At 38.2% G+C, this 20,130-nt stretch carries 20 protein-coding genes; 17 read left to right on the top strand and 3 right to left on the bottom strand.

The features are described 5' to 3' along the window. Positions 1–4 precede the first annotated feature (4 nt). From rplO to ctlX, 15 genes are all read left to right on the top strand, one after another. Positions 5–457 (top strand): 50S ribosomal protein L15, encoded by a 453-nt coding sequence (rplO, locus tag GJ691_RS03485; RefSeq protein ID WP_154363822.1) that lies wholly within the window; start codon positions 5–7, stop codon positions 455–457. A gap of 17 nt (positions 458–474) precedes the next feature. Further along, positions 475–1,818, top strand: a complete 1,344-nt coding sequence (gene secY, locus GJ691_RS03480) for a preprotein translocase subunit SecY (RefSeq protein WP_154363820.1) — start codon at positions 475–477, stop codon at positions 1,816–1,818. A 3-nt stretch (positions 1,819–1,821) separates the two neighbouring features. After that, the gene (gene infA, locus GJ691_RS03475) at positions 1,822–2,037 is read left to right on the top strand and encodes a translation initiation factor IF-1 (protein WP_013305172.1); all 216 of its coding nucleotides are present in this window, start codon (positions 1,822–1,824) and stop codon (positions 2,035–2,037) included. Positions 2,038–2,046: 9 nt separating this feature from the next. Then, on the top strand, positions 2,047–2,163 hold the full coding sequence (gene ykgO / locus GJ691_RS03470; protein WP_013305171.1) for a type B 50S ribosomal protein L36: 117 nt from the start codon (positions 2,047–2,049) through the stop codon (positions 2,161–2,163). A gap of 2 nt (positions 2,164–2,165) precedes the next feature. Further along, positions 2,166–2,540, top strand: a complete 375-nt coding sequence (rpsM, locus tag GJ691_RS03465; RefSeq protein WP_154363817.1) for a 30S ribosomal protein S13 — start codon at positions 2,166–2,168, stop codon at positions 2,538–2,540. Positions 2,541–2,553: 13 nt separating this feature from the next. Continuing rightward, positions 2,554–2,946 (top strand): 30S ribosomal protein S11, encoded by a 393-nt coding sequence (gene rpsK, locus GJ691_RS03460; RefSeq protein ID WP_154363815.1) that lies wholly within the window; start codon positions 2,554–2,556, stop codon positions 2,944–2,946. 84 nt (positions 2,947–3,030) lie between these two features. Beyond that, complete coding sequence (gene rpsD / locus GJ691_RS03455) at positions 3,031–3,636, top strand: 30S ribosomal protein S4 (protein ID WP_154363814.1); 606 nt, start codon at positions 3,031–3,033, stop codon at positions 3,634–3,636. An 18-nt stretch (positions 3,637–3,654) separates the two neighbouring features. Then, entirely contained in the window at positions 3,655–4,647 is a 993-nt protein-coding gene (locus GJ691_RS03450; protein ID WP_154363811.1) for a DNA-directed RNA polymerase subunit alpha, read from the top strand. Between the two features lie 67 nt (positions 4,648–4,714). Next, positions 4,715–5,218: a 50S ribosomal protein L17 gene (gene rplQ, locus GJ691_RS03445; protein WP_154363809.1), complete on the top strand. Its 504-nt coding sequence runs from the start codon at positions 4,715–4,717 to the stop codon at positions 5,216–5,218. 95 nt (positions 5,219–5,313) lie between these two features. Continuing rightward, positions 5,314–6,441 carry a glutamine-hydrolyzing carbamoyl-phosphate synthase small subunit gene (gene carA, locus GJ691_RS03440; protein ID WP_154363808.1) on the top strand — a complete coding sequence of 376 codons (1,128 nt, stop codon included), beginning with the start codon at positions 5,314–5,316 and terminating at the stop codon, positions 6,439–6,441. A 102-nt stretch (positions 6,442–6,543) separates the two neighbouring features. Next, complete coding sequence (eno, locus tag GJ691_RS03435) at positions 6,544–7,836, top strand: phosphopyruvate hydratase (protein ID WP_154363806.1); 1,293 nt, start codon at positions 6,544–6,546, stop codon at positions 7,834–7,836. A 112-nt stretch (positions 7,837–7,948) separates the two neighbouring features. Next, complete coding sequence (locus GJ691_RS03430; protein WP_154363804.1) at positions 7,949–9,490, top strand: glycogen synthase; 1,542 nt, start codon at positions 7,949–7,951, stop codon at positions 9,488–9,490. Positions 9,491–9,621: 131 nt separating this feature from the next. Beyond that, complete coding sequence (locus GJ691_RS03425; RefSeq protein ID WP_154363802.1) at positions 9,622–10,905, top strand: citrate synthase; 1,284 nt, start codon at positions 9,622–9,624, stop codon at positions 10,903–10,905. Positions 10,906–11,007: 102 nt separating this feature from the next. After that, a complete protein-coding gene (locus GJ691_RS03420) occupies positions 11,008–11,922 on the top strand; it encodes a dimethylarginine dimethylaminohydrolase family protein (RefSeq protein ID WP_154364718.1) in 915 nt (304 codons plus the stop codon). Positions 11,923–12,010: 88 nt separating this feature from the next. Next, positions 12,011–12,943: a citrulline utilization hydrolase CtlX gene (gene ctlX, locus GJ691_RS03415; RefSeq protein WP_154363800.1), complete on the top strand. Its 933-nt coding sequence runs from the start codon at positions 12,011–12,013 to the stop codon at positions 12,941–12,943. 71 nt (positions 12,944–13,014) lie between these two features. On the opposite strand, the gene GJ691_RS03410 is transcribed toward ctlX, so the two are convergent. After that, entirely contained in the window at positions 13,015–14,442 is a 1,428-nt protein-coding gene (locus GJ691_RS03410; RefSeq protein WP_154363799.1) for an SDR family oxidoreductase, read from the bottom strand. Next, positions 14,439–14,864 (bottom strand): hypothetical protein, encoded by a 426-nt coding sequence (locus GJ691_RS03405; RefSeq protein WP_154363797.1) that lies wholly within the window; start codon positions 14,862–14,864, stop codon positions 14,439–14,441. The genes GJ691_RS03410 and GJ691_RS03405 overlap by 4 nt, the downstream gene beginning before the upstream one ends. A 116-nt stretch (positions 14,865–14,980) precedes the next feature. Between GJ691_RS03405 and argS the strand changes: the two genes are divergently transcribed. Continuing rightward, entirely contained in the window at positions 14,981–16,768 is a 1,788-nt protein-coding gene (gene argS / locus GJ691_RS03400; RefSeq protein ID WP_154363795.1) for an arginine--tRNA ligase, read from the top strand. After that, positions 16,769–17,593 carry a zinc-dependent peptidase gene (locus GJ691_RS03395; protein WP_154363793.1) on the top strand — a complete coding sequence of 275 codons (825 nt, stop codon included), beginning with the start codon at positions 16,769–16,771 and terminating at the stop codon, positions 17,591–17,593. It begins immediately after the preceding gene. Between the two features lie 5 nt (positions 17,594–17,598). Here GJ691_RS03395 and GJ691_RS03390 read toward each other — a convergent pair whose 3' ends face one another. Then, positions 17,599–20,094 carry a TonB-dependent receptor gene (locus GJ691_RS03390; protein ID WP_246200110.1) on the bottom strand — a complete coding sequence of 832 codons (2,496 nt, stop codon included), beginning with the start codon at positions 20,092–20,094 and terminating at the stop codon, positions 17,599–17,601. Positions 20,095–20,130: the final 36 nt, after the last annotated feature.

The raw sequence follows: 20,130 nt of genomic DNA, 5'->3' as shown, positions 1-20,130 counted from the left end.
TGTAATGAATTTAAGTAATTTAACACCAGCTGAAGGTGCTGTCAATAGAGATGGCAAAAGGGTAGGAAGAGGTCAAGGTTCCGGTAAAGGAGGAACTGCAACCAGAGGTCACAAAGGTGCCAAGTCCAGGTCCGGTTATTCTAAGAAAATGGGTTTTGAAGGTGGTCAAATGCCTTTGCAAAGACGTGTTCCTAAGTTCGGGTTTACCAACATCAACAGAAAAGAATATAAAGGGATCAATCTTGATAAACTACAGGAATTGGTAGACAACAAGGTCATCAAGGATGAAGTTACTTTTGATAACCTTGTAGAGAACGGTTTGGTAAGGAAAAACGATTTGGTAAAGATTTTAGGAGGAGGAGAGTTAAAGGCTTCTTTGAAAATATCAGTACATAAATTTACAGCTACTGCAAAAGCAGCTATTGAAGCAGCTGGCGGAGAAGCAATAAATTTATAAGCAGATAATACACTACTATGAAGAAATTTTTCGAGACACTATCCAATATTTGGAAGATTGAAGAGCTAAGGAATCGAATAATGATCACCTTAGGTCTTCTTTTGGTATACCGCTTTGGTTGTCAAATAGTTCTTCCAGGTATTGATACCGCGCAATTGGCAGAATTGAGTTCAAGTACGGACAGTGGTATATTAGGTATTCTAAACGCATTTACAGGAGGGGCTTTTGCCAATGCTTCCGTTTTTGCATTGGGTATCATGCCATATATCTCGGCTTCAATTGTGGTGCAACTGATGGGTATCGCTATACCGTATTTGCAGAAATTGCAAAAAGAGGGTGAGAGTGGTAGAAAAACCATCAATCAGATTACAAGATGGTTGACCATAGGTATCTGTATAGTACAAGCACCTGCTTATTTGTATAGCCTTGGTGCATTGGGTGTTCCTGATAGTGCTTTCGTTCTTGGAAAAGGATTGGATTTTATAGTTCCTTCTGTAATTATATTGGTAACGGGATGTGTGTTTGCCATGTGGTTGGGTGAAAAAATTACCGATAAAGGTATTGGTAATGGTATTTCCTTATTGATCATGGTTGGTATTATAGCTAGATTACCACAATCTTTCGTTCAGGAGTTTATTTCTAGAACGGCCAACAATAATGGAGGTTTGATGTTCATCTTAATTGAGGTTATTCTTTGGTTCTTGGTGATTTTGGCCAGTATATTATTGGTCATGGCCACAAGGCAGATACCTGTGCAATATGCAAGAAGAACAGCGTCTGGAGGGTATGAAAAGAACATTATGGGGTCTCGGCAATATATTCCTTTAAAGTTGAATGCATCGGGTGTAATGCCTATAATCTTTGCTCAAGCAATCATGTTCGCACCAGGTTTGTTAGGTAGAACGTTTAATGATACTGCTGTTGGGCAATGGATGGAAGTTCAGTTTCAGGATATATTCGGTTTGGCTTACAACATTTTATTTGCACTATTGATTATAATTTTCACCTACTTCTATACGGCTATTACTGTTCCTACGAATAAAATGGCCGATGACCTAAAAAGGAGCGGAGGATTTATTCCCGGAATTAGGCCAGGAAAAGAAACTGGTGATTTTTTAGATAAGATCATGTCATTGATCACTTTACCTGGATCTGTATTCTTGGCACTTTTGGCGGTATTACCTGCCATAGTGGTTAAGCTTATGGATGTTCAATCCGGTTGGGCCATGTTTTATGGTGGAACTTCGTTATTGATTATGGTAGGTGTGGCCATTGATACCGTGCAACAGGTTAATGCGTATTTATTGAATAGGCATTATGATGGTCTTATGAAATCCGGTAAAAACAGGAAAGTAGCATAAGTTATGGCTAAACAAGCAGCAATAGAACAAGATGGGTCTATTATAGAGGCCCTTTCCAATGCAATGTTTCGAGTGGAATTGGAAAATGGCCATGTGGTCACAGCACATATTTCAGGAAAAATGAGAATGCATTATATAAAATTGCTTCCCGGTGACAAGGTTAAATTGGAAATGAGTCCATATGACCTTACCAAAGCGAGAATTACATATAGATATTAAGAAAGTAAGATGAAAGTTAGAGCTTCAGTAAAAAAAAGAAGTGCCGATTGCAAAATAGTACGCAGGAAAGGCAGGTTGTACGTAATCAACAAAAAGAATCCTAGATTTAAACAAAGACAAGGATAATTATGGCAAGAATTGCAGGTATAGATATACCAAAACAGAAAAGAGGGGTTATAGCCCTTACCTATATTTTTGGTATTGGAAAAAGTAGAGCTAAAGAGATTTTAGAAAAGGCACAAGTTAGTGAAGATACTAAAGTGTCTGACTGGAATGATGATGAAATCGGTCGTATTCGTGAGGCGGTAGCCTTATTTACCATAGAAGGTGAATTGCGATCAGAGACCCAATTGAACATTAAGCGATTAATGGATATTGGTTGTTATAGGGGTATTCGCCATAGAGCTGGTCTGCCATTGAGAGGGCAAAGGACCAAAAACAACTCTAGAACCCGTAAAGGAAAAAGAAAAACAGTCGCCAACAAGAAAAAGGCAACTAAATAATAAGTAGCAGATTATGGCAAAGTCAAATGCAAAAGCGGCTAAGAAACGTAAGGTTATAGTTGATGCGGTCGGGGAAGCTCACGTTACGGCATCTTTCAATAATATCATTATTTCATTGACCAATAAAAAGGGAGATGTTATTTCTTGGTCATCAGCCGGTAAACAAGGTTTTAGAGGGTCTAAAAAGAACACTCCTTATGCTGCACAGGTTGCTGCGGAGGATTGTGCGAAGGTAGCCCATGAAGCAGGTCTTAGAAAAGTAAAGGTATATGTTAAGGGACCAGGTAATGGTAGGGAATCTGCAATTCGTTCTATTCATAATGCTGGTATCGAGGTTACTGAAATCATCGATGTTACCCCAATGCCACACAATGGCTGTAGACCACCAAAAAGAAGAAGAGTTTAATAAAAAGTAATTCATAGGAAGTGTAGTTACGATTATCGAAGGATAAAGCCTTAATTCATAATCACATTTCCAAATTTAAAGAAGATGGCAAGATACACAGGACCAAAAAGTAAAATCGCCCGTAAATTCGGTGAAGCGATTTTTGGAGACGACAAGTCTTTTGAAAAGAAAAATTATCCTCCAGGACAACACGGACAAAATAGGCGTAGAGGAAAAAAATCTGAATACGCAGTTCAGTTGATGGAGAAACAAAAAGCAAAATATACCTATGGTATTTTAGAACGTCAATTTAGAAATTTGTTCTCCAGTGCGAATAGAAGTAAAGGAGTAACGGGTGAGGTTCTTTTGCAATTATGCGAATCTAGACTTGACAATGTTGTTTACAGAATGGGTATATCCACTTCTAGAAGAGGAGCAAGGCAATTGGTTTCACATAGGCATATTACTGTTAACGGTGAGTTGGTAGATATACCTTCTTATTCTTTAAAGGCAGGTGATGTTGTTGGTGTAAGGGAAAAATCAAAGTCTTTGCAAACTATCCAAGATTCTTTGGCAGCGAGCAATCATGTGTATGAATGGATTACCTGGAATTCTGAAAAGAAAGAAGGAACTTTTGTTTCGATTCCGGAAAGAATTCAGATTCCTGAGAATATCAAGGAACAATTAATAGTCGAGTTATACTCAAAATAAAACAACACTGATCCAATTATGGCATTATTTAATTTTCAGAAACCCGATAAAGTAATAATGATCGATTCTTCAGATTTCGAAGGGAAATTTGAATTTCGACCATTGGAACCTGGCTACGGATTAACCATTGGGAATGCATTAAGAAGAGTATTGCTTTCATCTTTGGAAGGCCACGCGATTACTTCGGTTAGAATTGACAAAGTTGAACATGAGTTCTCGGTTATACCTGGTGTTGTAGAAGATGTTACCGAGATTATCCTGAACTTAAAGCAAGTTCGTTTCAAAAAACAGATCGAGGATTCTGAAGCAGAGGTGGTTTCTATATCCGTAAGTGGTAAAGATCAAATGACCGCAGGTGATTTTCAAAAATTCATATCCGGTTATCAAGTTCTTAACCCTGATTTGGTTATCTGTAACATGGATTCCAAAGTCGCTATCAATATGGAAATAGTTATTGATAAAGGAAGGGGATATGTTCCTGCAGAGGAAAATAAAAAATCAAATGCCGCTTTAGGGACTATTGCTGTTGATTCGATTTTTACACCAATAAAAAATGTAAAATACAGTATTGAGAACTTTAGGGTAGAACAAAAAACCGATTATGAGAAATTGGTTTTTGAAATCGTTACCGATGGTTCGATCCACCCAAAAGATGCATTGACTGAAGGTGCTAAGGTTTTGATTCATCATTTCATGTTATTCTCAGATGAGCGTATTACATTAGAGGCTGATGAAATTGCCCAAACTGAAACTTATGATGAGGAATCCTTACATATGCGTCAGTTGTTGAAAACCAAACTAGTGGATATGGATCTTTCAGTCCGTGCCTTGAATTGTTTAAAAGCGGCGGAAGTCGATACTTTGGGTGATTTAGTTTCCTTCAATAAAAACGATTTGATGAAGTTCAGGAATTTCGGAAAGAAATCCTTGACTGAATTAGAGGAGTTGGTTATCAATAAGGGTCTTAGCTTCGGTATGGATCTATCAAAATATAAATTAGACAAAGATTAAATAATCATATTTTGCTCTCTTGATGTTGATTGTCGGGATTTGGTAGCAAGATGATAAAAAAGAAGTAATGAGACACGGAAAGAAAGTTAATCATTTAGGAAGAAAGGCAGCGCATAGAAAAGCGATGTTGGCTAATATGGCCTGTTCCTTGATCGAGCATAAGAGAATTAATACTACTGTAGCCAAAGCTAAGGCTTTAAAACAGTTCGTTGAGCCTTTGATTACCAAATCAAAAGCTGAAAACAACCAAACTGCAGATAAGGGCACACATAATAGACGTATCGTTTTTAAATACTTAAGAAACAAATTGGCCGTTGCTGAATTGTTCAGTGAAGTATCTGAAAAAGTTGGTGATAGACCAGGTGGTTATACTAGGATCATCAAATTAGGAAATCGTTTAGGTGATAACGCTGATATGGCAATGATCGAATTGGTGGATTTCAATGAAATTTACAATGCGGATAAGCCTAAGAAGAAAACTACAAGAAGAAGTAGAAGAGGTGGAGGTACCAAGGCTGAAGTGCCGCCGGTTCCTGTTGCTGATAACAAATCTGACGATTCAGAAGAATAGAATGTTATTAACTAATAATATTTACAAAAGGATAAACTTTACAGTTTATCCTTTTTTTATGTTTATTTGTGAAATTAAATTATCGAGATAATAGTATGAAGTATCAAACCAAGAAAAGAGCATTGTTGTTATTGGCTGATGGAACTATCTTTCATGGAAAATCCGTTGGTGGAAAAGAAGGGACATCCTTCGGCGAAGTATGTTTTAACACCGGAATGACCGGGTATCAAGAGATTTTTACCGATCCATCCTACTTTGGACAACTTATGGTAACTACCAATGCCCATATCGGTAATTATGGTACTAATGCCGAAGAGGTTGAATCTGATTCGGTAAAGATCGCCGGATTGATCTGTAAAAATTTCAGCTATGATTATTCCCGTCCAGACGCGGATATGGGGCTATTGCAATTTTTGGAAAACAACAATACCCTTGCCATTTCTGATGTAGATACTAGGGCTTTGGTGAGTTACATCCGTGATAATGGTGCTATGAACGCGGTAATATCAACAGAAGTTGATCAAGTAGAAAGACTTAAGGAAGTGCTTCTGGAAATGCCTAGTATGAAAGGCTTGGAACTTGCTTCAAAGGTTTCGACCAAAGAAGCTTACTTTGTTGGTGATGAAAATGCAACTTACAAAGTTTCTGCCTTGGACATAGGTATTAAAAAGAATATTCTTCGAAACCTAGCAAAGAGGGACTGTTATATTAAAGTATTTCCGTACGACACAAGTTTTAAGGAAATGAGCGAGTGGAACCCTGACGGTTATTTTATCTCAAATGGTCCTGGGGATCCAGAGCCATTAAAAAGTGCCATCAAAACGGCTAAGGATATCATAGAAAGTAATATGCCACTTTTTGGTATATGTTTAGGGCACCAGGTAATTGCGTTGGCCAATGGGGTTTCTACCTATAAAATGCACAATGGGCATCGAGGAATAAACCATCCGGTGATGAACCTGTTAAACGGGAAAGGGGAAATTACAAGCCAGAATCATGGTTTCGCCATTGATCGGGAAGAGACCGAAAACCATCCGGAACTGGAAATTACCCATGTACATCTCAATGATCATACGGTAGCCGGTTTGCGCATGAAAAATAAAGATGTTTTTTCTGTGCAATATCATCCTGAAGCAAGTCCAGGGCCGCATGATGCGGAATATCTGTTCGATCAATTCATTGAATTGATCCAGAATTCAACTATAGAAAAAACAGAAGTTTAAAGTATTGTTATTTTCATGTAAATATAGGCTATAAAGACACCCTAAAACCTCGTTGTTTTGTATCTTTGTGCTTTCAAAAATCAATACTAAAAACAAATTAATATGAGTATTATTCTTAGTGTCCACGCAAGACAGATATTAGATTCTCGGGGCAATCCAACAGTAGAAGTTGATGTAATTACAGAAAATGGTGTTATGGGTCGTGCAGCGGTTCCTTCCGGAGCTTCTACAGGAGAGCATGAGGCGGTTGAACTTCGCGATGGTGGTAGTGCTTTTATGGGTAAAGGAGTCAGCAAAGCTGTTGAAAATGTAAATACGGTAATCGCAGAGGAAATCTTGGGAATGTCCGTTTTTGAGCAGAACCTTATAGATCAAACCATGATAGATTTGGATGGTACGCCAAACAAATCAAAACTTGGTGCTAATGCAATTTTGGGAGTTTCCTTGGCTGCTGCTAAAGCTGCTGCCAATGAATTGGGAATTTCCTTATATAGATATGTAGGTGGTGTCAGTGCCAATACCCTTCCGGTTCCTATGATGAACATCATTAACGGTGGGTCGCATTCAGATGCCCCGATCGCTTTCCAGGAATTTATGATCATGCCTGTGAAGGCAAAGACTTTTTCACATGCCATGCAAATGGGTACTGAAATATTCCACAATCTGAAAAAAGTATTGCATGATAGAAACCTAAGTACTGCTGTTGGTGATGAAGGTGGTTTTGCACCTACTTTGGATGGTACTGAGGATGCTATTGAAACTATCGGTAAAGCTGTTGAAAATGCCGGATATAAATTTGGTAGTGATGTTAAGATAGCATTGGACTGTGCTTCTGCCGAATTCTACGAAAACGGTAAATACGATTATACAAAATTCGAAGGTGATAAAGGTGCTGTTCGTACTTCGGAAGAGCAGGCTAAATATTTGGCTGAACTTTGTGAAAAGTATCCAATTATTTCAATCGAGGACGGTATGGATGAAAACGACTGGGACGGTTGGAAAGTATTGACAGATATGATCGGCGATAAAGTGCAATTGGTTGGTGACGACCTTTATGTAACTAACGTAGAACGTTTGTCAAAAGGTATTGAGAATGGTATTGCTAACTCTATCTTGATCAAAGTAAACCAAATCGGTTCTTTAACTGAGACCATTGCTGCAGTGAACATGGCTAAAGATGCTGGTTACACTTCTGTAATGTCTCACCGTTCAGGTGAAACAGAAGACAATACCATTGCTGATTTGGCAGTAGCATTGAATACCGGTCAAATTAAAACCGGTTCTGCTTCCCGTTCAGATAGGATGGCAAAATACAACCAATTGCTTCGTATTGAGGAAGAATTAGGGACTACGGCCTATTTTCCGCAAGAGAAAGCTTTTAAAGTAAATCAGTAATCTGAAAAGATTCAAAAAAGCCTTTCGAATGAAAGGCTTTTTTTTTGGCCTTATGCGTAAGTTTACCTAACTTAATAGAATATTGACTACTAATTAATGATTTCTCTATTGCATGACTAATTTTCTTTTTGTAGCCGCGGAAAACGATGGGCTATATAAGTGTAAGGCTGGTGGTATGGGCGATGTTGTTCGTGATGTACCTAGACAAATTTCAGAAAGGGGAGATAAGGCACATGTTGTTGTGCCAGCGTATAGCAGGCTGCATAAAGGTGGTACCTTCAAAACCAATCTTCATTTTGAGTTGAGGGGTACGATCTATATAGCAGAGTTATATGAGGTTGTTCCCAAGAAAGAATATCCGAATATTACCCATTATGTAATTCATCACCCCGAAATAGAGGCTGGGGATATTGCCCAGATCTATCATAATAATCCTGTAGAGCCTTTTTATTCTGATTTTGTAAAATATGTAATTTTCTGTACGGCAGTTGCCGAGGCAATAAAACAAGGGGCATTTGGTGATTTGGATATCGTACATATGCACGATTGGCACTCAAGTCTGGTTTTATTCCTTAAGACATTCCATCCTGCATATACCGATCTAAAGAAAATCAGATTTGTATATAGTATACATAATTTGGCCATACAAGGAATTCGCCCTTTTGAGAATAATTATGCATCGTTACGAAATTGGTTTCGCGATATTGATTATGATACTGAACAATTAAAGGATTATAGGTATCAGGATTGTATTAATCTTATGGCAGTGGGCATTCGTTTTGCAGATGCCGTGCATACCGTTTCACCGTCTTACAAAGAAGATGTGTTGTTGCCAAGTGCTCCACCCGAATTTATAGGAGGTGAAGGTCTTGAATTGGATTTGCAAAAGGCGGATAATGAAGGTAGGTTGTTCGGTATTCTAAATGGAAGTAATTATTCCAATATCCGGGTAGCAAAAGAAAATCAGATTTACAAAAATATAATAAAGGCCATTTTTCAATGGTTGCAAGAAGAGTCAAAGAAGTATAAAGCCGATTTTTTGGCCCATACTGGCGAGAAAGTGGTTAAGTTCTTAAGCAAACCACCCAGTTTTATCGTCTCAAGTGTCGCGAGGTTAACTGAGCAGAAATTTTATTTCTTTAAACGATCTCCTGAAGCTCTTTTCGAAATACTGAAAAAGTTGGAAGAGCAAAATGGTATTCTTATGATTTTGGGTACAGGGGCTCCGGAATATGAGGAATTACTGCGATCTATCAGTTATGAATACGAGAACTTGATTTTCATTAATGGACAATCGGAGGATGTGATTGATTCTATTTATATGGAATCTGACCTATATTTTATGCCTAGTTTGTTCGAGCCTTGTGGAATAAGCCAAATGCTGGCCATGAGGAATGGGCATCCTTGTTTGGTACATCATACAGGTGGATTGAAGGATACCGTGGAACATATGAAGACAGGGTTTAGTTTCGATGGAAACACCTATGATGAAAAAATCAGGAATATGGTAGCTTCTTTCGATTTGATATTGGATATTTACAACAATGATAAAGCGCTATGGAAAAAAATTCAAAATGACGCCAAAAAAATGAGGTTCACCTGGAAAAAGTCGGTCGATGCCTATTATAAGTCGTTATATTTATGTGGTTCTTAGTCCATTTTTGATACATTTTTACTTAAAAACCCAATAGTAATCCTTAAGTAGATTATTAACAATTGCGGAATTGTTAAAATGAAGCGTTTTGTTTAAATTTACCGCTTAATTAAATTCATTAAAATATAAAAATGTCAGACAAAGCAATTCTTGAATACGATGGTAAGAGATATGAATTTCCAGTTATTAAAGATTCTGAGAACGAATTGGCCATCGATATCAAATCATTAAGGTCGTCCACAGGGATGATAACCATCGATCCAGGATTTAAGAATACAGGTTCTTGTGAGAGTGCAATAACTTTTTTGGATGGTGAAAAAGGAATGCTTAGATACAGGGGGTACGCGATTGAAGAATTGGCAGAAAAGGCCGATTTTCTTGAGGTTGCCTATTTGTTGATATTTGGTGAATTACCGAACAAAGAACAATTAAATACTTTTCACGAGGATATAAAAGCCGAATCCCAAGTAGATGAGGAAATGAAAAAGATTTTGGATGGTTTTCCAAAATCGGCGCATCCAATGGGGGTTTTGTCATCCTTGACAAGTGCTTTGATCGCTTTTAATCCTACATCGGTGAACATCTCATCAGAGAAGGATATGTACCATTCCATTGTTAAGATTTTAGGTAAGTTCCCTGTTTTGGTCGCATGGACCATGCGTAAAAAGAAAGGCTTGCCGCTTGACTATGGCGATGACAATTTGGGCTATGTTGAAAATCTTCATAAAATGATGTTCAAAAAGCCGAGTAAAGAATATAAGTGCAACAAAATAATAATCGATGCCCTAGATAAATTGTTGATTCTTCATGCGGATCATGAGCAGAATTGTTCAACTTCTGCGGTTAGAATCACCGGTTCTTCCCATGCAGGATTGTTCGTTTCGTTGTCTGCCGGTATTTCTGCCCTTTGGGGACCATTGCACGGAGGTGCGAACCAAGCTGTGATAGAAATGTTAGAGGGTATACAGAAAGATGGTGGCGATACCCATAAATATATGGCTAAGGCAAAGGATAAAAACGATGAGTTTAGGTTAATGGGCTTTGGTCACCGTGTTTATAAGAATTTTGACCCAAGGGCAAGAATAATAAAAAAGGCGGCCGATGAGGTCCTTGAAGATTTAGGTATCGTGGATCCTATTTTGGATATTGCCAAGAGATTGGAGAAAGTAGCTTTGGAAGACCCTTATTTTGTTGAGCGTAATTTATATCCTAATGTTGATTTCTACTCAGGAATCATATATAGGGCCTTGGGTATTCCAAGGGAAATGTTCACCGTTATGTTCGCCATGGGTCGACTTCCAGGATGGATTGCACAGTGGAGGGAAATGAGATTGAATCATGAACCTATCGGTAGACCAAGACAAGTTTATATTGGAGAAACCTACAGGCCTTTTAAACCATTGGAAGAGAGGTAGGTATCTACTTAGTACAAATATAAGCACCCTTTTCTTAATTAGAATAGGGTGTTTTTTTATGGGCAAAGAAACCGAATGGCTATATTTGGCCAAAATTTGATGATGCTAGATTTACATGTAAATAATGAAACCTCAAAGTTGAAGGTCGTTGTGTTAGGTACCGCTAAAAAGTGTGGGCCTGTGCCATTACCGGAAGAAGCATATGATCCAAAATCCTTAGAACATATTATGGCAGGAACATATCCGTTAGAAAAGGATATGGTTAGGGAAATGCAAGCATTTGCGGAAGTGTTTAAAAAATATGGAGTCAAAGTATTACGCCCGAAAGTACTTGAGGATTGTAACCAGATTTTTTCCCGTGATATAGCTTTTGTTATTGATGATACCTTGGTAAAGGCCAATATTCTTCCGGATCGCGAAGAAGAATTTGAAGCCATTAAACATGTAATCGATAAGATCGATGAGAAAAAAATACTCTATCCACCACAAGAAGTCCATATAGAAGGGGGCGATGTAATGCCTTGGAACGATTATATCTTTATCGGAACTTATACCGGAAGTGATTATCCTGATTATATAACTGCACGTACAAACAAGGAAGGTGTGGAATATGTAAGGAAGATGTTTCCGAATAAGAAGGTCAAATCTTTTGAGTTGAGAAAGTCGATCACGAATCCAAGGGAAAATGCACTGCACTTGGATTGTTGCTTTCAACCCGTTGGGAAAAATAAAGCAATCATTCACAAGAACGGATTTTTGGTTAAGGAAGAGTACGAATGGTTGGTGGCTTATTTTGGAAAGGAAAACATTTTTGAAATCAATGCAGATGAAATGTATCAAATGTGCTGTAATGTATTTTCAATTGCGCCCGATGTTGTCGTTTCTGAAAAAAACTTCACACGATTGAACATCTGGTTAAGAGAACAAGGGTTTACGGTCGAGGAAATACCGTATGCTGAAATCTCAAAGCAAGGGGGATTACTTCGATGTAGTACCATGCCTTTGATACGTGAATAGTTGTATTCTTAACATACTAGCTCATTTTTGTGTTTTTAAATAGTCAATAGCCTAGCAAAAAGCTATTTTTGCCCAAATTCCATTTGAAATGAAACAGATTACCAATACCATATTGATGATTCGCCCGATCAATTTCAGGATGAACGAGCAAACGGCCGTGAATAATTATTTCATGGAGGAAATGGAGTTGAAAAATCAGACCATAAATAAAAATGCCCAGGATGAATTCGATACTTTCGTAAATACATTGAGGGGCAAAGGGGTACATGTCATAGTTATAGATGATACTAATGAATATGATACTCCGGATTCTATTTTTCCGAATAACTGGATATCTTTTCACGAAAGCGGCAATGTTGTTATATATCCCATGTTCGCGGAGAACAGGCGAAATGAACGTAGGGAAGATATTTTGGATGTTCTTGAGGAAAATGGATTCAAAATAAAAGATATAGTGGATTATACTTCTGCAGAAGAACAAGACGTTTTTTTGGAGGGTACCGGTAGTATCTTAATGGATAGGGTGAACCAAAAGGTGTATTGTGCCCTATCCGATAGGGCACATGAGGAATTGATCATTGAATTTTGTGAGGATTTTGACTGTTTTCCTGTAATATTTACGGCTAATCAAACCGTTGAAGGTCAGCGACTACCGATTTACCATACCAATGTGATGATGGCTTTGGGCGAAGATTTTGCCATAATCTGTTTAGATTCCATCGATGATAAGAAAGAGCGTAAAAATGTCATCGAGCATTTGAAAAAGGATGGCAAAGAGCTTATTAGGATATCCGAAGCTCAAATGCATCAATTCGCTGGTAATATGTTAGAAGTCCTTGGTAGCGATGATAAACGTTTTTTGGTGATGAGTTCTGCGGCATACAACAGTCTTGATTCAGGTCAATTAGCACAAATAGAAAAGCGTTGCGAAATCATCCATAGTCCGTTGGATACCATCGAAACCTGTGGAGGTGGTAGTGCAAGGTGTATGATGGCGGAGGTGTTCTTGCCAAAAGCCTAAGGTATTTGATAGGAGTTTGAAATTTAAGGTTATAGTATCCTGATTATAAGTTTTTTGGGTACATGATATTATTATTCTGTTTTGGTTATATTTCTAATCATTCCGCCAAAGATAAAATAATGAAAGGGAACAATGCTGTACCAGTATAGTCGGCCTTTCAATCCTCGAGGTCTGAACGTAGCGGTTTGGTGCAGTATATTGTTTTCGTCTATTCTAAATTCGAGCCATGCCTCTCCCGGTAGTTTCATTTCGGCAAAAAGCAAAAGTCTTTTGGCTTCTTTATCGGCAAGGAGGACCCTCCAGAAATCCAAAGCGTCGCCAGGGAAGATCTTGTCGGGGTGGGTTCGTCCCCTTCTAAGTCCAACACCACCATTCACCTTATCTAGGAACCCTCTGATTTTCCAGAGCCAATTGCCGTAGTACCATCCATTATCACCACCTATTTTCCAGATGTTATCCAATACGGCCTGTTCGTTAATGACTTTTCGTTTCTGTACGTCTTTTAGAACACCGAATTTTGGAACCTGTATGTATTTTTCCAGATTCCTATCAAAACGACCACTGACCATACTATCCTTCCAACTACTAACAACAAGGTTCTGTTCTATTTTTTTAAAGGCCATTGCAATGGCTTCCTTGTAACTATGGGTTTCGATTCCCAGAATATCTTGTAACCTGTGGTCCTTTGCTACGACTTCCATCTTCATACTATCAACAAGATTAACAGCTAATTTATAAGATGTTGAAGTAACGAAATATAGCCAATAGGAAGATAACTTGGGGGTCATGATCGGTACGGTTACGATCCAATTCTTAAATCCCCGTGATTTGGCGTATTGATGCAGCATCTCTTTATAGGTCAGTACATCGGGCCCTCCAATATCAAAAGAGTCATTATAGGTTTTTTCATTGCCGATTACCCCCGTTAAAAATCTGATTACATCCCTAATGGCAATAGGCTGGGTTTTGGTCAACACCCATTTTGGGGTGATCATAAATGGTAATTTTTCGCAGAGGTCACGAATGATCTCAAAAGAGGAACTTCCTGAGCCAACAATGATACCGGCTCGTAAAACGGTTAAGTTAAAATCTCCTTGGTACAGGATTTCCTCGACGTTTTTTCGTGAACTCAAATGTTTCGATAGTTTTTCATCATTTACTATTCCGCTCAAATAAACCACCTGTTTTACATTGGTTTCGGCCATATATCTATTAAATGCAATGGCCGATTGGGCCTCTTTTTCATCAAAGTCGGATGTAGAGGAACTCATGGAATGTATAAGGTAGTAGGCAATATCAATGTTCTTTGGAATACTTCCGGCAGAAAATTCTTTTAAGAAATCCAATTCGATAATCTGAACCCGCCCTTTGGTCTGTTCATCAATTGAAAAACGATTTTTGTCCCTGACCGCACAGATGACCTCGTGTCCTAACTCAAGTAGGTTTGGTAATAATCGCATTCCAATATAGCCATTGGCACCTGTGAGCAATATTTTCATAAGTCCTCGATTGAAGTGGGTTTGTTGTCGGTTCTGTAATCCAATATTTTCTTAAAGAACTTTTGGATCGCTTTGGTGTCGGATCGTACTTTAATATAGTGATGGTCCCGGTAAATTGAATATACAGCCAAATTACCCTTGTAAATGCTTAATTTATAAAAAGGGATAACCAATGCATAGGATTCCAATAAGGAACGGAACCCTACTATAATTCCCTTTGGGCGCAATTCGATGTTACAACAATCTAAATTGTTGTCGAGAATCAACAAATTCCTGATTTCGAGACTGGTCTCGGTAATGAACAATTTTGGAGACCCTATACCGCCCATGGCCCAACGTTCCTTAAGGGTAAACGGTTTTCCAACTTCCCTATCTATCTTTTCGGTAATATCAATACGATTGTAGGAAACATTAAGTAGCATAGTGTTTCTTTTTCATTAGCAGTACTAAAGTTAACCAATTAGTAACGATTTAGGGAATCGCTGCATTATTAAACCTTAAAAAATGTTTAGTTTTGCAGCTCATAATACATAGTTAAATGAACATTCAAGAAGTCCTGTCAGACAAGGTCAAAGAAGCGATTAACTCAATTTTTAATGTAGAATTGCCGACTGTTGAGTTTCAACCAACCCGCAAAGATTTTGAAGGTGATGTCACTGTTGTGGTATTTCCGATGCTCCGTTTCGTTAAGGGTAATCCGGAACTGATCGGTAAGCAGGTTGGGGAGTTTCTTCAAAATAACGTTGAGGAAGTATCGGGCTTTAATGTTGTCAAGGGATTTTTGAATATTGTAATTAGTGACACTTATTATCTTGGTTTTTTCAATAAGATAAAGGATAAAGGTGATTTTGGATATACTCAGGAAACCGGTAATGAGGCGGTAATGGTCGAATACTCCTCTCCCAACACCAACAAGCCGTTGCATTTGGGTCATATTCGTAATAATTTATTGGGATATTCCGTCGCCGAGATTTTAAAGGCATCGGGTAGAAAAGTGTACAAGACACAGATCATTAACGATCGTGGTATACATATTTGTAAAAGTATGTTGGCCTGGCAACGCTTCGGTAATGGGGAAACACCTGAAAGTTCCGGATTAAAGGGCGATAAGTTGGTCGGTAATTATTATGTGGCATTCGATAAGGCTTATAAAGAAGAGATTGCCGAAATGGTTGCAAATGGTACCGATAAGGAAATTGCGGAGAAAGAAGCCCCCATTTTGATAGAAGCCCAAAAAATGTTGCGTAAATGGGAAGCTGGTGACGATGAGGTCGTTGATCTATGGAAACGTATGAACGGCTGGGTCTACAAAGGTTTTGATGAAACCTATAAAAACCTTGGGGTCGACTTTGATCAATTGTATTTTGAAAGTGACACCTACCTTCTAGGGAAGGATGTTGTTGCTGAAGGATTGGAAAAAGGGGTGTTTTATAAAAAAGAGGATGGCAGTGTTTGGATCGATCTTACCGATGAAGGTCTCGATGAAAAAATTGTTCTGCGCTCAGATGGGACCGCAGTGTATATGACCCAAGATATAGGTACTGCGATACAACGTGTAAAAGATTACCCTGATATTACCGGAATGGTCTATACAGTGGGGAATGAACAGGATTATCATTTTAAGGTATTGTTCTTGATCCTGAAAAAATTAGGATTTGCATGGGCAGAAAGATTACACCATTTAAGTTACGGAATGGTCGATTTGCCTAGTGGGAAAATGAAAAGTAGGGAAGGTACAGTAGTAGATGCCGATGATCTTATGGATGATATGTCCCAGACAGCCGCAACCATATCCGAGGAATTAGGTAAGTTGGAAGACTATTCCGAAACTGAAAAACAGGAGTTGTACAAAATGATCGGTTTGGGTGCCTTAAAATATTACATCTTAAAGGTGGATCCCAAAAAACGTATTTTGTTCGATCCCGAAGAATCGGTAGATTTTCAAGGAAATACAGGTCCGTTTATCCAATATACCTATGCGCGAATACAATCAATCTTACGAAAGGCCAATGAAATCCAGGATGTTTGGACAACCACGGTTGATTCTTCGATGGAATTGCATTTAAAGGAAAAGGAGCTATTAAAACAAATTCAATTGTTTCCAGAGGTTATTCAATTGGCGGCTGAAAATTATAGTCCGGCATTGATTGCCAATTACACTTATGATCTGGTGAAGGAATTCAATTCATTCTACCAACAGGTTTCCATATTGGGTGAATCTGACGTTCAAAGAAAAATACTTCGTGTACAATTGTCCAAAAAGGTGGGAGAGGTAATTCAATCCGCATTTTTACTTTTGGGGATACAGGTTCCTGAACGTATGTAAATGGTAGGGGGCATAAATGTACTGATTTCGGCGGAAGATATTGTACCGTTACTTTTCTTGGCCTTGCCGTTCGGCTACTTTCTGTACATCGTTTTTTATACATTGGACCTATTTTTTTTGAATCCATTCAAAAGGATTCCTCCGTTGACGGAAAAAGAAGAACGTTTGATCGCTTCACAATTACCTTTTTTCAATCAACTTTCCATATCTAAAAAAGAAAAGTTCAAAAAGAGGGTAGTACGATTTAGAAAGCGTAAAAAGATTGATTTTCATGAAGATGTAGAGGAAAGGGAAAAGATAACCTTATTGTTAAGTGCAACGGCTGCTATGCTTACCTTGGGAATGGCAGATTTTCTTATATTATCAATCAAAAGGGTCATTGTTTATCCTACTCAGTATTATTCCCGAATTACCAAAAAGGACCATTACGGAGAGTATAATCCGGGTTTGAAGACCATTGTTTTTTCGGCAGATCATTTATTGGAAGGGTTTCGGATTCCGAACGATAATCGCAATTTGGCCGTACATGAATTTGCCCATGCTATCAGCTTTAATGTTGCCAATAAATTTTATACGCGATCTTATGTTTTCCTTTTGGGATTGAAAAAAATAAAGTGGTTGTTCAAAAATCCTGAATTCAACCGAAAGATGGAGGAATCGGGATATTTTAGGGCTTATGGTAAAACCAATGTGCATGAATTTTTTGCGGTGGCCGTAGAGAATTTCGTGGAAACGCCCGAGGTATTCGAGAATCAGTTTCCTAAGTTATATCGAATCATTAAACGGATGCTTAATTTTGGTTTTTATAGAATGCCTGAATTTTAATGGTTTTAAAAGGCAACCCTGAAGCTCACATTGGGGGTTAGGCCAAGAGATATGCTTTCTACGGTTTCTATCTCATCATTTTCATTAATTTGATAATACCGATTCAAAATATTCTTTCTGTTTATGAAATTCAAAACCGAGATACCGGTGGTGGCCTTGATTCTTGGTGTTAGATTAAAGTTGTAAATGGCGGAGGCATCTGCACGAAGATATTCGGGCAATCTACTACTGTTGGGTTTTTCAAAGGCTATTCTACTTGGGAAAAAATTGTTGTCCACTGGGTTTTCTGCATCAGGTCTTGTGTATGGTTTTCCTGTTCTATAATTAAGTCCTACACCAAATTTAAATTGATTATAGGTGTAATTCCCGGCAAAGGTGATGGTGTGTCTAATGTCTAAGTTATTCGGAAACTTTCTGGGATCGATATCATTGAATCGGTAATCGTTCACATTGTAGCCGTAACTTAACCATGCACTATAATTTTTTGTTTTTTTATTGATCAAAAATTCAAGTCCCTTTACCGTATAGCCGCCTATTTCCTCATTGAATTCCCCTTCACTTTGAAAACCTTGGGTTCTTGCGCTTATACCCTTAACATCTTTATAAAAACCTTCAAGACCTACATAAAGACTATGATGGTCGTAATTGAGACCTATGGAACCTTGTTTACTTTTGGTTATGGGTAATGGTATCAAAGGGTTATCCGGATCTGCAATATACCAACGGCGTTTCTCTATGCCTAGAAAATTTTGCTCAAGATCAACTACCTGATGGGTGGTTTGGTTTTTGTATTCACCTTGTAATTCGATTTTTAGATGGTTTGCGAATTCATAATTGACATTGAGTCTTGGTTCTAGCCGTAATTCACTGAAAGTATTGAGGTTTTCGTTATAATTAAGGCGCATTCCCCCACGGGCATAGAGCTTGGTATTGGGAGATGTGTATTCCATTTCAGAAAAAAGGACATGTGTCCTCATTACCCCTTTTATTTTGTTGCTGTATGGCGGTTGTGTTACATCGGAAAAATTCAAAATCCCGGTTTCTGTAAACTCATATCCATTCAGCCAATTCAACGATTCGCTTAATTTATAAAAGGTATTGGCCTTTAATCCTGTTTCTATGACTTCATTTTCTTGCGATAACAATTGGGGTGAATTTACGGTAGTATGTTCAGAGTCTAAATTATACCTAGTGTAATAAGTGTTTATTTTACTGGAGAAAACAGTATTCCATTCGCTTTCCAAACTCCCTCCGAAAGAAATATTGGTTTGGTTTAATCTACTTTGTGTTTCGCTTGGGGCGCTGAGGTCTTGTTCTGAATAATCCAGCTTATTGTGAATGTTTATAAAACTGACCCTAATTTTATGCGCTGGATTTATATCGAAAAGAAATTTTCCCGTAAAATCATAGAAGTAGAAATCCTCCGTTCTTTTTATTTCTTCAGTCTGTCCTGTGTTACCTATGATCTGACTGTCCTGGAATGCCCTGTCAAAAAATTGTTTGTAGGTGGGGGTGTCGAAAAAATCGGTCAATGAGCGGCGGGCCGAAAATTGAAAAGCGGCATTGTCCGCTATGGGAATTTCTCCGTAAACATCACCATTGATAAGATTGAAACCTGCACCTCCATAAAAATCACCGGTAATCTCATTTTTTGACTCAATATCAAGGACGCCACTTACGCCACCTCCGTATTGGGCACTGGTACCATTTTTAATTAAAGTCACTTTGTCGGTGAGGTATGGGTTAAAAGCGGAAATGAGTCCAAAAAAATGGCCGGACTGGTACATTTTAATCCCGTCCCAGAGAATTAGGTTTTGGTCATTGGTTCCTCCGCGTATATTAATGTTCGATACGGTTTCGTCTATGCTTTCAATACCTGGTAATGCTTGTATGGTTTGTAAGACATCAGGCTCTATCAATCCGGGTAGGATACCAAAATCCTTTGTGGTCATTTGAATACTGGCATCCATTTCTTTGCTAAGCCCCGTGGTCAAAAATTGATAAACAATGACTTCATTCAATTGTTCATAATTCAAGTCTAACAGCAATGTTTTGCATGGATTATGGCTCATCAGTTCTTCGGCAGCTATGAACAGGGGTTTAAAGCCTATATGTTTTATCTGTATTATGGAATTCCTTGGAATGTCTTTTAAATGAAATTGGCCTTGATTGTCAGTAATCAATGCAATGTCGCTTCCTAAAACCTCTACAGAGGAACCGGTTACCGTATTTTCTTTGTAATTGTCCAATACCTGGGCGCAAACATCAATGGTCTTACTTTTGGAGATGGTGTAATAGCGCTCATTCAGTCGCTTTATTTTTAATTGGGTGTGGTTTTGAATATGGTCCAGTACGTCTTGCAGTTCCATCGATGAAATCGGTGGGATGTATATGTTTTTTACATCTTCATCTACATAGGAGAATTTAATATCATATTTGTTTTCGATATCATAGAGGACAGTTGAAAGACTTAAAGGAACGCCATTGTTTTCCTGTGCCATTATCTTTTGGAAGAAAAAAAACGGCAGTAAGCATAT

The organism is Maribacter luteus (genome assembly GCF_009674825.1).
Taxonomy (GTDB): Bacteria; Bacteroidota; Bacteroidia; order Flavobacteriales; family Flavobacteriaceae; genus Maribacter_A; species Maribacter_A luteus.
Note: the sequence above shows the minus strand (reverse complement) of the source record. Positions and strands in the feature narration are given on the sequence as shown.